This window comes from Gallaecimonas mangrovi (assembly GCF_003367375.1).
GTDB classification, from domain to species: domain Bacteria; phylum Pseudomonadota; class Gammaproteobacteria; order Enterobacterales; family Gallaecimonadaceae; genus Gallaecimonas; species Gallaecimonas mangrovi.
In genome coordinates, this window is sequence record NZ_CP031416.1 from 3,951,192 (window position 1) to 3,964,643 (window position 13,452).

The following is a 13,452-nucleotide window of genomic DNA, read 5'->3' on the forward strand; positions in this document are numbered from 1 at the left end:
GAACAGCAGATGACCTTTAAAACACACAAACTGGCTTGTCTCCTCGTTGTTAGCCCGCTGTTTTTAGCGGGCTGTAACCTGGCGCCCGATTATCAAAAACCTGACGCCGCTATCCCCACAGCGCTGCCCAAAGGCGAAGCCTATGACAAGGCTTACCAACAAGGTGCCAACGGCAAATCCGCCGCCCAAGTCCCCTGGCAGCACTTTGTGCAAGATACGCGGCTGCAAAAGGTGATAGCGCTGGCTCTGGCCAATAACCGCGACCTGGCACAAACCGTGGCCGATGTCGCCGCCGCTCGCGCTACCTACAAAGGTGAATACGCTGACCAGTTCCCGGAAATAGACGCCGGTGTTTCGGGTACCCGTGAAAAGAGTAGCGACGGCCAAATTAGCTCCAGCTACGAGGCCACCCTTGGCCTCAGTAGCTACGAAATTGACTTGTTCGGCAAAGCCCGCAACATGACCAAGATGGAGCTGGAAACCTACCTTTCTAGCGCTGAAACCGCCCGCGCCGCCAAAATCACCCTGATTGGCGAAACCGCCACGGCCTGGCTCACTCTGGCCGCCGATAAAAGCTTGTTGAAGCTGGCGCAAGACACCGCTGCCAGTGCCCAGAAAACCATGGCCATCAGCAAAAAGCGGCTGGAATTGGGGGTAGACTCACGGGTGGACTTAAGCTCGGCTGAAACCACCTACCAAAGCGCCCGCGCTGATGTTGCCAGCTACCAAACCCAGGTCGCACAGGACATTAACGCCCTGAACCTGCTGGTAGGCCAAAGCCTGGACGCAGCGCTGCTGCCCGGCAACTTGCCAACCGACGGTGGCTGGCTGGCCCAGGTGCCAGCAGGCATTTCGTCAAAAGTGTTGCTGGAGCGCCCCGATGTGTTAGCCGCCGAGCACACCTTAAAAGCGGCCAATGCCGACATAGGCGTGGCCCGCGCCGCTTACTTTCCCACCCTTAGCCTTACCGCCAGCGGCGGCTTGGCAAGCTCGGCGCTGTCAGACTTGTTTAGTGGCGGCGCCAGCCATATCTGGTCGGTAGCGCCCAGTGCCACCCTGCCCATTTTTGACTGGGGCGCCAACAGCGCCGAGGTGGCGTACACCAAGGCCGAGCGCGACAAAGACATTGCCGCCTATCAGTACACGCTGCAAACCGCCTTTCAGGAAACCGCTGACGCCCTGGCGCGCCGCGGCACCATTGAAGAACAGCTTTCGGCCCAGCGCGCTTTAGTGAGTGCTGCCCAGAAGAGTTATGACCTGTACTTCAAACGCTATAAGGCTGGCATCGACAGCTTTGAGGACGCGCTCACTTACCAGCGCACCCTTTATAGCGCCCAGCAAACCTTGATAAGTACCCGCCTGACCGAGCTCAGTAACCGGGTTACCTTATACCGGGTTCTCGGTGGCGGCTTGGCCGGCACCAAAGATGAAAAGCCGGTTAGCCAATAAAAAAGGCGCCTTGGGCGCCTTTTTTTATATTTCACTGTCATCAAGCTTGGCCAGCTCTGCTGCCGCCTGCTGCAGGTGCGGCACAAATTCGAGCAATTTATCAAAACTCACCCTGAGCGAGGGGGCGTGCACATAAAGGCAGGCCACTAAGCGGCCCTGGCCATCCTTTATTGGCACCGAGCAAGCCACCATGCCGTCGATAAACTCTTCGTTATCGGTGCCAATGCCTGATTTAGCAATCCTATCAAGCTCTTGGTTAAGGGCGTCAAGGTCGGTAATGGTGTTGCGGGTCATCGCGGTTATCGGCAGCACCTCCAGCACTTTTTGGCGTTTGGCCTTGGTTAGAGACGCCAAATACAGTTTGCCGGATGAGGTACACCACACCGGGGTATGGCTACCTTCAGGCAAGTAAATCTGTAGCGGCCAGTTGGCTTGCACCCGGTCGTAATAGACCATTTCCAACCCTTGCGGAATGGAGATACCGCAGGTTTCATGCACCTCTGACGCCAAGCGATGCATGATGGCCTGACGGGCATTTTTGAAACGCTCGGCATGCCAGACCCCCATGCTCAATTGATAAAGGCGGTTACCCGGCTCCCACAGCCCGCGCAGGTTTATTTGTAAAAAATCATCCTGCTTTAGCTGCGCCAGCAATCGATGCACGCTGGGTTTGGGGATCGCCAAGGCGTGGGAAATATCAGCCGGTGAAAGTGGCGACTGGGCATTGGCGACCAGTTCAATGATCTCCAGCACCCGGTTAATGGCGGAGCCTTTATCGCGTTTGGTGGTCAAGGGCTTACCTGCAACGGTGAAAGTCGGTTAATGGTCGCGTTTTCCGCGGTTTGTCGCAAGCAAGCTGTTGCCGGCAATAAAAAAAGCCGCCATCAGGCGGCTAACTCGCGGGGGAGTGCGATTTACTTCATGGTTGGCATCGCAAACTCAGCGCCTTCACGCACATTGGCCGACGGCCAGCGCTGGGTAATGGTTTTACGGCGCGTGTAAAAACGCGCTCCGTCTGGGCCATAGGCATGCAGGTCGCCAAACAGGGAACGCTTCCAGCCGCCAAAGCTGTGGTAGGCCACCGGTACCGGTAACGGCACATTGATACCCACCATGCCCACCAGAATGTTGTCGCTAAAGTAGCGGGCGGCTTCACCGTCGCGGGTATAAATACAGGTGCCATTGCCGTATTCGTGGTCGTTAATAAGCTGCATGGCCTCTTCCATGGTGTTGACCCGCACCACTTGCAATACCGGCCCGAAGATCTCGGCCTGGTAGCTGTCCATTGTTGGCGTAACCTTATCAATCAAGGTGGCGCCGACAAAAAAGCCGTCCTCAAAACCGGGCACTTTTACGCCGCGGCCATCCACCACTACTTTGGCCCCCTGGGCCTCGGCACTGCTGATATGGCCCACCACCTTTTCCTGGTGAGCCTTGGTGATCACCGGGCCAAAATCATTGTTTTTATCGTGGTAAGCGCCCACTTTCAGGCCTTGCATGCCGGTTTGCATTTTTTCAATCAATGCATCGGCCGCTGCGTCACCCACGGCCACCGCCACCGACAACGCCATACAGCGCTCGCCCGAGGAGCCAAAGGCGGCGCCCAGTAAGGAGTTCACCACGTTGTCCATGTCGGCATCGGGCATCACAATGGCGTGATTTTTAGCGCCGCCCAGCGCCTGGCAGCGCTTGCCGTAGCTGCTGGCGGTGGCATAAATGTATTCAGCCACCGGGGTTGAACCAACAAAGCTAACCGCCTGCACCCGTGGGTCGGTAAGCAGCGTATCCACCGCTTCTTTATCACCGTTAACCAGGTTAAAGACACCGGCTGGCAGACCGGCTTCGTGCAGCAACTGGCCAATAAAAAGGGTGGCTGATGGGTCACGTTCAGAGGGTTTAAGCACAAAGGTGTTACCGCACACCAGCGCCATCGGGAACATCCACAGCGGCACCATGACCGGGAAGTTGAAAGGGGTAATGCCAGCCACCACGCCCAGCGGCTGCATTTCGCTCCAGGCATCAATGGCCGGCCCTACATTCTTGGTAAATTCGCCTTTTAACAGCTCTGGGGCGCCACAGGCATATTCGACGTTCTCGATGCCGCGCTGCAACTCACCGGCGGCGTCATGCACAATTTTGCCGTGCTCCTGGCCGATAAGTTCACAGATTTTATCGCTGTGCTGCTCAAGCAGTTCTTTGAAGCGAAACATTACCCGCGCCCGCTTGATAGGCGGGGTGTTGCGCCAAGCCGGGTAAGCCGCCTGCGCCGCAGCAATAGCCTCTTCCACCGTGGCTTTCGGGGCCAGGGCAACTTGCTTTTCAGCCTGGCCAGTGGCGGGGTTGAAAATGGCCTGAGTGCGGCTGCCATCAACGCGTACTTGGCCATTAATCAGATGTCCAATGGTGTTCATCAGTATTCTCCTTGGAAGTGGCGGGCATTAAGCCCAAAGCTGTTCGTAAAGGGCGACAATCTCGTCGGCAGAGGCCACGCGGGGGTTATTCCCGGGCGAACCCGATGCCAAGGCCTGCTCGGCCATGGTGTGGCGAACCTCAAAAAAGCGGGCCTTTTCAATGCCAAAATCTGCGGGTGTTGGCACCTGGAGCTCACGGTTAATGGCCGCCAATTCAGCAAGCAATTTGCCATTGGCGGTGGCCGTGTCGTCATCCATGTGGGCAAAGCCCAGCGCCTTAGCACAGTCGGCATAACGTTCTTGGGCGGCGGGGATAGACCACGCCGTTACCGCAGGCAGCAGCATGGCGTTAGACAAGCCGTGGGGCACATGAAAAAAGGCGCCAATGGGGCGGCTCATACCATGCACCAGAGCAACAGAAGCATTGGAAAAGGCAATGCCCGCCAGATTTGCCCCCAGCATCATTGCCGCACGGGCCTTGGCATCATCGCCATGGTGATAAGCGCGGCGCAGGTTGGGGCCAATCAGCTTCATCGCGGCCAGGGCCTGGCTGTCGCTAAAGGGACTCGCCTTTTTACTGACATAAGCTTCAATGGCGTGGGTCATGGCATCAATACCGGTGTCAGCGGTGGTGCGCGGCGGCACCGACACTGTCAATTCATAGTCAATCAGTGCCGCAACCGGCATAAAGCCAACACCGCTACACAGCAATTTTTCGTCGGTGCTTTCATCGGTGATGATGGTAAAGCGAGTCACCTCTGAACCAGTACCGGCAGTGGTGGGAATGGCAATAATTGGCAGCCCGGGTTCGCTGACGACGCGGGGAAAACGGTAGTCGTTAATGCGGCCACCGTGTTTACCTAAAATGGCAATCGCCTTGGCGCTGTCGATGGGGCTGCCGCCGCCGAGGGCAACGACCGCATCAAAATCACCCGCTTTTACCTTATCTACGCCGGCTTGTATCGACGCTGCTGTAGGCTCTGGCACGGTATCGGCGAAGACGTCGCTTTCAATGTGGCTTGCCGCCAGCAGAGTCTGCAATTTATCCAGATACCCCAGCTTTACCATCATATGGTCGGTGACCAGCAGCGGCTTTTTGCAGCCGAAGGTTGCCAGCAGCGCTGGCAGTTTTTCAATGGCGCCGGGTCCAACTTCCATTACCCGGGGCAAAATGACAGTGGCCATAAGGCCCTCCTTATGTTGAATAACGTTAGAAAGAACCGAACCAGCTACCCAGCGCTATCACCACGGCCAACCCGGCCAGGGCCGCCGGAATGGTGACCATAAAGACATCCAAATAAGACTGGCGATGCGTGAGACCGCAGATAGTCAGTAGGGTGATCACAGCGCCGTTATGGGGCAGGCTATCTAAACCACCCGACGCCATGGCGGCGACCCGATGCAAAAGTTCAGGGGAAATGCCGGCTTGGTTAGCCAAATGCAGGTAGGTGTCGCCCAAGGTATTCAGGGCAATGCTCATACCGCCGGAAGCAGAGCCGGTGATACCCGCTAACACGTTCACTACCACCGCTTCGGAAATCAAAATATTGCCGGGCGACATGTGCAGCATCATTTCCCGCAGCACGGCAAAAGCCGACAACGAGGCGATAACCGAGCCATAACCCACTTCAGATGCGGTATTGAAAATAGGTAACAACGAACCCATGGTGCCTTTATTCAAGGTGTTCTTGAGGTTGTCCCAGCGGCGCCAGTTCATCACGATAATGGCTAGGCAGGCCAACAGCAGGGCGCTGATAATGGACCAAATGCCCAGCACGGCACTGAGTTCGATATGGCCGAACTTCGCTTCTTTGAGGTAACTGTTATTCAGTGCGGGGAAAACAGCTTTACTGAAAACGTAATTGCCGATAACCACCACCAAAATCGGTAGCATCGCTACCCACAGCGGCGGCAGTTTTCCAAGGTCGAAGCCGGCTTGTTCAGTATCGCCATGGTGGCCATAGCCTTCATTGGCAAGCCGCGCTTTACGGGCGCGGAACTCCATCCAGCCCCAACCACAGCCAAACATCACCATGCCGCCAATAATGCCAAGGCCCGGCGCCGCAAAGGCGTCGGTGCCGAAAAAAGGCATGGGAATGGCATTTTGGATAGCTGGCGTACCGGGCAAAGCCGTCATGGTAAAGCCCAGTGATCCAATGGCGATGGCGCCCGGTATCAGGCGTTTAGGCACATCGGCTTCACGAAACAGCGCGGCAGCAATAGGAAATACCGCAAACCCCACCACAAACAGTGATACGCCACCGTAGGTTAAAAGCGCACAAGAAAGGGCGATGGCCAGTATGGCGCGCGTGTCCCCCAACTTTTTCACCAGGGCATGGGCAATGGCGCGAGCCGAGCCTGAGTCGTCCATGAGCTTGCCAAAAATCGCGCCCAGCAAGAAAAGTGGAAAGTATTTCACAACATAGCCCCCCAGGCCGGTCATGAAAACTTGGGTGTAAGTACCTAATAACTGGTTACCTTCACCACTCATCAGTACTGCCAGTAGTGCCAGTATCGGCGCCAGGATAAGCACGCTGATGCCGCGGTAGGCCAGATACATCAACAGTCCTAGTGACAGGACAATTCCAAACAAACTCATTTATTACCCCCAAAGGCAGCTGCATGCCTTCTGCTGTTGTTGTTGTTTCCTTGCTGAGGGATGGGGTTCTGTTATTCGAACTCTCTCACCGCCCCGACACTTAACTTAAAATCATTTATTGATACGAAACGTATCATTATTGATCAAAAACAAAGCGTCAAAGGGAAATTCACTTTACGTAAACGTAAATAAAGAGAGACCCAATTAAGATGCGGGCTGTGCTGAGTCAAAAAGATCGGCGTTATTGGTTTTTCAAACACGCATAGGGCTGCGCTACCGGCCGCGCTCAAGTACACTAGGGCCGACTTAAAAAGGATTAACTCATGGCAGACAACAACAGCACCGACTTCGGTTATAAAACGGTTCCCGTTGCCGATAAGGCCAAGATGGTGGCCGGCGTTTTCCATTCTGTGGCCGGTAAATACGATGTAATGAACGATTTGATGTCCATGGGCATTCACCGCCTGTGGAAGCGTTTTACCATCGACCTTTCCGGGGTGCGAAGCGGACAGAAGGTGCTGGATTTAGCGGGCGGCACAGGTGATTTAGCCGCAAAATTTGCCCGCATCGTTGGTGACAGTGGTGAAGTGGTACTGGCCGACATTAACGATTCTATGCTCAATGTCGGTAAAGAAAAGCTGCGCAACATGGGCATCGTTTCCAACGTGCGCTTTGTGCAAGCTAACGCCGAATGTCTGCCCTTTCCTGACAATCACTTTGACCTCATTACCATTGCCTTTGGCCTGCGTAACGTGACCGACAAGGCCGCTGCCCTCAAGTCCATGTGCCGGGTGCTAAAGCCGGGTGGCCGCTTGCTAGTACTGGAATTTTCAAAACCACAGAACCCGCTGCTGACCCAGGCTTACGATCTGTATTCGTTTAAGGTCTTGCCCGCCATGGGTAAATTGGTGGCAGGCGACAGCGAGTCTTACCAATACTTGGCGGAAAGCATTCGTATGCACCCCGACCAGGAAACCTTAAAATCGATGATGCTCGACGCCGGTTTTGACCAGGTGGAATACCACAACCTGACCGGTGGCATTGTCGCCCTGCACCGAGGCTTTAAGTTCTGATATGCCGTTTAAGCAGCTGATCCAGGCCATCGCCGAAACCGGCGCCAACAAGCTGCTGGCGCTGGACGGGGCCAGTGGCCGCCGTTTGCAGCGCCTAAACGGCAAAGTCATCGTCGTACAACTGACCGATATCGGCCTTGATTTGGGCTTTGTGGTAACGCCAGACAACCTGCTGGTAACCGGCGCGCTAGACCAAGCCGACGCCACCGTCGCCTTACCGGTTGCCGCTATTGGCGAGCTGAAAGACAGCGCCCAACTGCCAAAAGCCATTAAGGAGGGCCGCCTGGAATTAACCGGCGACCCGATGCTGCTTAAACAGTTTTCCGAACTTTTCGCCAAACTGGATATCGACTGGGAAGGCGAGCTGGCTCGCTATGTCGGTGATGTGCCAGCGCACCTGCTGTTCGATACCGCCACCAAGCTGAAGGCGAAGCTTACCAAAGGCCTTGGCCAGTTTGGCCACTGGGGCGCCGAACAGCTCACCGAAGAGGCGCGGCTGTTACCCAGTGCCTTGGAACAGCAGCATTTCTTTGATGCAGTTGATGACCTTAAAAGTGATCTGGCCCGCCTGGAACGGCGGCTGGAAGCACTGGAGCGGCAATGAGCAGTTTGCGACTCTATAAGGTGCTAACCACCTTTATCAGCTATGGCCTGGACGAATTACTGCCAAAACGTTTTTGGCCTTGGTACATGCGCCTTTGGCGTATGTCTTGGTTTTGGATCCCCCGCCGTCACAAACATAAATCACGCGGTGAACGGCTGCGTCTGGCGCTGGAATCCCTAGGCCCGGTTTACATTAAGTTTGGGCAAATGCTGTCGACCCGACGCGACCTGATGCCAGATGATATCGCCCATGAGCTAACCCGCCTGCAAGACAACGTTGCCCCCTTTGACGGCAAGCTGGCCCGCGCCGACATCGAAGCCTCTTTAGGCGGCCCGTTAGAGCAGTGGTTTGTCGACTTTGATGAAAAGCCGCTGGCCTCAGCCTCCATTGCCCAAGTACATACCGCCCGCCTAAAAGACAGCGGCATGGATGTAGTGCTCAAAGTGATTCGCCCCAATATTGGCAAAGTGATGGCGGCCGATGTTGAACTGATGAGCACCTTTGCCACCATTGTTGCCAAACTGCTGCCCGATGGCCGCCGTCTCAAACCGCGGGAAGTGGTGCGCGAATACCAGAAAACCTTGTTTGATGAGTTGGATTTGCTGCGTGAAGCAGCAAACGCCATTCAGCTGCGCCGTAATTTTGAAGGCTCTGATTCACTGTATGTGCCGGTGGTTTACCCTGACCTTTGCCGCAAGCGGCTGCTGGTCATGGAACGTATTTACGGTATTCCAGTGGCCGATGTGGAAACCCTTAAAGCCAACGGCACCAATATGGAGCGCTTGGCAGAAAAGGGCGTAGAAGTCTTCTTTACCCAAGTATTTCGCGACTCCTTCTTCCATGCCGATATGCACCCGGGTAATATTTTCGTGTCTTACGAGAATCCGCAAAACCCAATGTATATTGGTATTGATTGCGGCATCGTTGGCACCCTTGCCAAGGAAGACAAACGTTACTTGGCCGAAAACTTTGTAGCGTTTTTCAACCGTGATTACCGAAAGGTTGCCCAGCTACATGTGGATTCTGGCTGGGTGCCATTTGATACCAGCGTTGATGAATTTGAAATGGCCATTCGCACGGTGTGCGAGCCCATTTTCGAAAAGCCATTGGCCGAAATTTCCTTTGGCCAAGTGCTGGTTAACCTGTTTAACACCGCCCGCCGCTTCAACATGGAAGTACAGCCGCAGCTGGTATTGTTGCAAAAGACACTTTTGTATATTGAAGGCCTGGGCCGTCAGCTTTACCCGCAATTGGATTTGTGGAAAACCGCCAAACCCTTCTTGGAAGATTGGCTTAAAGAACAAATGGGCCCCAAGGCCATGTTCAAACACATCAAGTCCAATCTGCCGTTTTGGGGAGAAAAGCTACCGGAACTGCCCGACCTTATATACGATAACCTGCGCCTGGCTCGCGACTGGCAACAACGTCAGTCCAATCGCGACCAAGCGTCAAATAAAGCCGCAGAGCAGCGCAGTCAACGGCTGGGTTTGCAGATTTTAGGTGCCACCTTATTGGTGTGTGCGGCAGTACTTTATGGCAAGGTAAACGAAGCATTACCTGGCCTGTTAGCCTTGGCGTCTGTTGTCGCTTGGCTAAAAGCACTACGTAAGTAACGTAACTTCGATTAACGATTATTAGGATTTTCCATGGGCAATATCAGTATTTGGCAGCTGCTTATTCTGCTGGCCATCATCGTCCTACTGTTCGGCACCAAAAAGCTGGGCAACATTGGTTCCGACCTTGGCAATGCTTTTAAAGGCTTTAAGAAAGCCATAAAAGACGAGGACGAAGACAAAAAGATTGAAGAGAAGCCCGACGCGCAATTCAAGGAAGAAAAGCAGGAGGAAAAGGCCAAGTCTGACAAGGATAAGGTCTGATGTTCGATATCGGCTTCGGGGAACTGGTTGTCGTCGGGATCATCGCCCTGGTGGTGTTGGGCCCAGAAAGGTTGCCTGCTGCCGCCCGCACGCTGGGGCGCTGGATCCGTACCATTAAAGGTATGGCCCAGCAGGTTCGCAACGAATTGGAACGCGAGCTGGAAACCCATGAGCTTAACGAAAGCCTGAAAAAAGCCGAGCAACTCGGCAAGGATGTGCCCAAGGAATTGGCGGATACCGTTGACGACATGAAACGGAGCGCCGAGGAGCTGGACAGGCCTTATAAGGATTCGAAAGACTCCCATGAGTGATATGCCGCTGCTGGCGCACCTTTTGGAGCTGCGCACCCGTATTTTGCGTGCCCTTATTGCTGTTGGTCTGGTGCTGATTGTGATGGCGTATTTCGCCAAAGATCTTTACCACAACCTGGCATTGCCGCTACTGAGTAAAATGCCTGCTGGCACCTCGATGATCGCCACCGATGTGGCATCACCGTTTTTTGTGCCTTTTAAACTGGCGCTGGTGCTGTCCTTTTTTGTGGCCATGCCGGCGGTGCTTTATCAGGTTTGGGCCTTTGTGGCCCCTGGCCTCTACAAACATGAGCGGCGCCTTATTGCACCGCTCTTGGCGATGAGCAGCCTGCTGTTCTATGGCGGTATTGCCTTCGCCTACTTTGTGGTGTTTCCAGTTATTTTTACCTTTTTTACCTCGGTTGCACCGCAAGGCGTGACCATTGCTACCGACATCTCCAGTTATCTTGATTTTGTTCTGAAGCTGTTTTTTGCCTTCGGTGTGGCCTTTGAGATCCCGATAGCAGTGACGCTGCTTTGTTACACTGGCGCTGTTGAAGTGCAAACCTTGGCCAAAAAACGGCCTTATATCATCGTAATTGCCTTTGCGTTGGGAATGCTACTTACCCCCCCCGACGTGATTTCTCAAACATTGTTAGCCGTGCCAATGTGGCTGCTATTTGAATTGGGCCTGGTAATGGCACGGATGGTAAAACGTCGCCGCGCCCCTGAAGACGAAGAAGAGGAAGCTCAATGAAACTGCGTTATTTTCTGCTGACGGTGCTGGCTTTCGGTGCCTCTGCGGCCAACGTTCAAGAACAACTGGTGCAGTGCGCCAAGGTGGCTGACAACGGTAAACGCCTGGCCTGTTTTGACCAATTGGCAAAGACCACCAAAGCGCAGCCTCAAGGCAAAGCCCTGCAGCAAGACAAGGTGATTGCCAGCACCGCCGATGCCAAGGCCAACTTTGGCATGGAAGAGAAAATCGTTGCTGAGCAACAAAATAAAGTCGAAAGCATTACTGCCGTGGTGGTTCAGGCCTCACAAGACCCATACGGCCACCTGACCTTAGTACTGGATAACGGCCAGCACTGGAAACAAACCGACAGTAACTATTCCGGTATCCACAAAAGCGACACCGTGATACTGAAAAAAGGTGCCTTAGGCGCTATTTACATGCACAAGAAAGGTTACAACCGCACCATCCGGGTCGTGCGTAACAAATGATGCTGTGCGACATCGCCATTAACCTTACTGACAGTGCCTTTACCAAGGACCGCCAGCAGGTAGTGGCCGATGCCAAAGCCGCCGGGGTGCCCTATCTCATTATTACCGGCACCAACGAAGATGAAAGCCGCCAGGCGGCAATACTTGCGAAGGCCCAAACGGGCCTTTTTGCCACCGCCGGAGTGCACCCGCACTACGCCGCTGACGCCTCAAAACACTTTATTGACCAACTACGCGAACTGGCCACTCACCCCAAGGTGCTGGCCATTGGTGAATGTGGATTGGATTTTTTCCGCGACTTGTCACCAAGAGCGGTGCAAGAACAGGTTTTTGAGTCGCAACTGGCCCTGGCAACAGAGCTTAAGATGCCAGTGCTGCTGCATGAACGTGAAGCTGCCGAGCGCCAGCATGCCATATTGATTCAGCACAGGGACAAGCTGCCGGGCGCTGTGGCACACTGCTTTACCGGCGACGCAGCCACCTTAAGGCGCTGGCTGGACTTAGACCTTTATATTGGCATCACCGGTTGGATTTGCGACGAGCGTCGCGGCCAACATTTAAAAGAGCTGGTCAAGCTCATTCCTAACGACAGGTTATTGGTAGAAACCGACGCTCCTTACCTGACCCCTCGGGATTTAAAGCTTAAATCCCGCCGTAACGAGCCCAAATATCTGCCGCACATTGTTCGCACCGTTGCTGCGTGCCGCCAGCAAGACCCAGCCGAGGTTGCTGCCATAACATTGGCTAACAGCCAACGCCTGTTCGGTTTTACTGGGTAGCGCGGTGTTTTCATCAGGAGTATCGATAATGATTAACCGCGCGCCCTATCCTTACACTCGTATGCGCCGCATGCGCAAACACGACTTCACCCGCCGCTTGATGGCCGAAAACCACCTGCGTAGCGACGATTTAATTTTGCCGGTTTTCGTGATGGAAGGTGAAGCCAAGCGCGAAGCCGTGCCCTCAATGCCAGGGGTAGAACGGCTGACCATTGACGAGCTGCTAAAAGAAGTGGCGGAACTGGTTGAGCTGGGTGTGCCGGTGGTTGACTTATTCCCGGTCACCAACCCGGCCACGAAGTCGTTAATGGCCGAGGAAGCTTATAACCCCGAAGGGATCATCCCCCGTGCTATTCGCGCCATTAAAGCGCAGTTCCCCGAAATGGGCGTGATGACCGATGTGGCCTTAGACCCCTACACCACCCACGGCCAAGACGGCATTATCGATGACGAAGGCTATGTTATTAACGACATCACCATCGACATTCTTATCAAGCAGGTGCTCTGCCACGTTGAAGCCGGCGCCGATATTATTTCACCGTCCGACATGATGGACGGCCGTATTGGCGCCATGCGTGAGGCATTGGAAGAAGCCGGGCACGTGAATATCAACATCATGGCTTATTCAGCCAAGTACGCCTCGGCCTACTATGGGCCCTTTCGCGACGCCATTGGCTCTGCCGGTAACCTCAAAGGCGGCAACAAGAAAACCTATCAGCAAGACCCCGCCAATAGCGACGAGGCCCTGCATGAAATCGCCCTCGACCTGGAAGAAGGCGCAGATATGGTTATGGTGAAGCCAGGCATGCCTTACTTGGATGTGGTTCGCCGCGTCAAGGATGAATTCAAAGTGCCCACATTTGCTTACCAAGTCTCTGGCGAATACGCCATGATCATGGCGGCGGTACAGAACGGTTGGCTGGCAGAGAAAGAAACCATAATGGAATCATTGCTTTGCTTTAAGCGTGCCGGTGCCGATGGCATTCTCACCTATTTCGCTAAACAAGCAGCGAAATGGCTTAAAGAAGGGTAACTTTGCCACTAACGTGCAAGCCGGCCATTGAGCCGGCTTTTTTTTGCCCTTAATTTTTCGTTAAGTCTCACTACCCAAATTGCCATTTTCGTCTATGAATTAGTTGTTTT

At 54.3% G+C, this 13,452-nt stretch carries 14 protein-coding genes; 10 read left to right on the plus strand and 4 right to left on the minus strand.

What is annotated here, in order from left to right; translation table 11 throughout:
* The first annotated feature begins 9 nt into the window (after positions 1 to 9).
* A complete protein-coding gene (locus DW350_RS18805; protein WP_115720410.1) occupies positions 10 to 1,449 on the plus strand; it encodes an efflux transporter outer membrane subunit in 1,440 nt (479 codons plus the stop codon).
* 24 nt (positions 1,450 to 1,473) lie between these two features.
* On the opposite strand, the gene DW350_RS18810 is transcribed toward DW350_RS18805, so the two are convergent.
* The 4 genes from DW350_RS18810 to DW350_RS18825 all read right to left on the minus strand — a co-directional run bounded on the left by DW350_RS18810 (position 1,474) and on the right by DW350_RS18825 (position 6,459).
* Positions 1,474 to 2,241, minus strand: coding sequence for an IclR family transcriptional regulator (locus DW350_RS18810; protein WP_115720411.1), 768 nt, complete (start codon positions 2,239 to 2,241; stop codon positions 1,474 to 1,476).
* 122 nt (positions 2,242 to 2,363) lie between these two features.
* Complete coding sequence (locus DW350_RS18815; protein ID WP_115720412.1) at positions 2,364 to 3,860, minus strand: CoA-acylating methylmalonate-semialdehyde dehydrogenase; 1,497 nt, start codon at positions 3,858 to 3,860, stop codon at positions 2,364 to 2,366.
* Positions 3,861 to 3,887: 27 nt separating this feature from the next.
* Positions 3,888 to 5,045, minus strand: a complete 1,158-nt coding sequence (locus DW350_RS18820; RefSeq protein ID WP_115720413.1) for an iron-containing alcohol dehydrogenase — start codon at positions 5,043 to 5,045, stop codon at positions 3,888 to 3,890.
* 25 nt (positions 5,046 to 5,070) lie between these two features.
* On the minus strand, positions 5,071 to 6,459 hold the full coding sequence (locus DW350_RS18825) for a GntP family permease (protein ID WP_115720414.1): 1,389 nt from the start codon (positions 6,457 to 6,459) through the stop codon (positions 5,071 to 5,073).
* 323 nt (positions 6,460 to 6,782) lie between these two features.
* Between DW350_RS18825 and ubiE the strand changes: the two genes are divergently transcribed.
* The 9 genes from ubiE to hemB are packed head-to-tail and all read left to right on the plus strand — an operon-like array spanning position 6,783 to position 13,342.
* Positions 6,783 to 7,532, plus strand: coding sequence for a bifunctional demethylmenaquinone methyltransferase/2-methoxy-6-polyprenyl-1,4-benzoquinol methylase UbiE (ubiE, locus tag DW350_RS18830; protein ID WP_115720415.1), 750 nt, complete (start codon positions 6,783 to 6,785; stop codon positions 7,530 to 7,532).
* A gap of 1 nt (position 7,533) precedes the next feature.
* Positions 7,534 to 8,136 (plus strand): ubiquinone biosynthesis accessory factor UbiJ, encoded by a 603-nt coding sequence (locus DW350_RS18835; RefSeq protein ID WP_115720416.1) that lies wholly within the window; start codon positions 7,534 to 7,536, stop codon positions 8,134 to 8,136.
* Positions 8,133 to 9,749 (plus strand): ubiquinone biosynthesis regulatory protein kinase UbiB, encoded by a 1,617-nt coding sequence (gene ubiB, locus DW350_RS18840; protein WP_115720417.1) that lies wholly within the window; start codon positions 8,133 to 8,135, stop codon positions 9,747 to 9,749. Before DW350_RS18835 ends, ubiB begins: the two co-directional genes overlap by 4 nt.
* 33 nt (positions 9,750 to 9,782) lie before the next feature.
* Positions 9,783 to 10,013: a Sec-independent protein translocase subunit TatA gene (gene tatA, locus DW350_RS18845; protein ID WP_115720418.1), complete on the plus strand. Its 231-nt coding sequence runs from the start codon at positions 9,783 to 9,785 to the stop codon at positions 10,011 to 10,013.
* Complete coding sequence (tatB, locus tag DW350_RS18850; protein ID WP_115720419.1) at positions 10,013 to 10,324, plus strand: Sec-independent protein translocase protein TatB; 312 nt, start codon at positions 10,013 to 10,015, stop codon at positions 10,322 to 10,324. Before tatA ends, tatB begins: the two co-directional genes overlap by 1 nt.
* A complete protein-coding gene (gene tatC / locus DW350_RS18855; RefSeq protein ID WP_115720420.1) occupies positions 10,317 to 11,060 on the plus strand; it encodes a twin-arginine translocase subunit TatC in 744 nt (247 codons plus the stop codon). Before tatB ends, tatC begins: the two co-directional genes overlap by 8 nt.
* Positions 11,057 to 11,530 carry a hypothetical protein gene (locus tag DW350_RS18860; RefSeq protein WP_115720421.1) on the plus strand — a complete coding sequence of 158 codons (474 nt, stop codon included), beginning with the start codon at positions 11,057 to 11,059 and terminating at the stop codon, positions 11,528 to 11,530. Before tatC ends, DW350_RS18860 begins: the two co-directional genes overlap by 4 nt.
* Positions 11,527 to 12,309, plus strand: coding sequence for a TatD family hydrolase (locus DW350_RS18865; protein ID WP_192954749.1), 783 nt, complete (start codon positions 11,527 to 11,529; stop codon positions 12,307 to 12,309). Before DW350_RS18860 ends, DW350_RS18865 begins: the two co-directional genes overlap by 4 nt.
* A 28-nt stretch (positions 12,310 to 12,337) precedes the next feature.
* A complete protein-coding gene (hemB, locus tag DW350_RS18870) occupies positions 12,338 to 13,342 on the plus strand; it encodes a porphobilinogen synthase (RefSeq protein ID WP_115720422.1) in 1,005 nt (334 codons plus the stop codon).
* The last annotated feature ends 110 nt before the right edge of the window (positions 13,343 to 13,452 follow it).

Coding starts and splice junctions, on each gene's coding strand:
- DW350_RS18805 (WP_115720410.1), top strand. CDS start 10: ATGACCTTTAAAACACACAAACTGGCTTGTCTCCTCGTTGTTAGCCCG.
- DW350_RS18815 (WP_115720412.1), bottom strand. CDS start 3,860: ATGAACACCATTGGACATCTGATTAATGGCCAAGTACGCGTTGATGGC.
- DW350_RS18820 (WP_115720413.1), bottom strand. CDS start 5,045: ATGGCCACTGTCATTTTGCCCCGGGTAATGGAAGTTGGACCCGGCGCC.
- DW350_RS18825 (WP_115720414.1), bottom strand. CDS start 6,459: ATGAGTTTGTTTGGAATTGTCCTGTCACTAGGACTGTTGATGTATCTG.
- ubiE (WP_115720415.1), top strand. CDS start 6,783: ATGGCAGACAACAACAGCACCGACTTCGGTTATAAAACGGTTCCCGTT.
- DW350_RS18835 (WP_115720416.1), top strand. CDS start 7,534: ATGCCGTTTAAGCAGCTGATCCAGGCCATCGCCGAAACCGGCGCCAAC.
- ubiB (WP_115720417.1), top strand. CDS start 8,133: ATGAGCAGTTTGCGACTCTATAAGGTGCTAACCACCTTTATCAGCTAT.
- tatA (WP_115720418.1), top strand. CDS start 9,783: ATGGGCAATATCAGTATTTGGCAGCTGCTTATTCTGCTGGCCATCATC.
- tatB (WP_115720419.1), top strand. CDS start 10,013: ATGTTCGATATCGGCTTCGGGGAACTGGTTGTCGTCGGGATCATCGCC.
- tatC (WP_115720420.1), top strand. CDS start 10,317: ATGAGTGATATGCCGCTGCTGGCGCACCTTTTGGAGCTGCGCACCCGT.
- DW350_RS18860 (WP_115720421.1), top strand. CDS start 11,057: ATGAAACTGCGTTATTTTCTGCTGACGGTGCTGGCTTTCGGTGCCTCT.
- DW350_RS18865 (WP_192954749.1), top strand. CDS start 11,527: ATGATGCTGTGCGACATCGCCATTAACCTTACTGACAGTGCCTTTACC.
- hemB (WP_115720422.1), top strand. CDS start 12,338: ATGATTAACCGCGCGCCCTATCCTTACACTCGTATGCGCCGCATGCGC.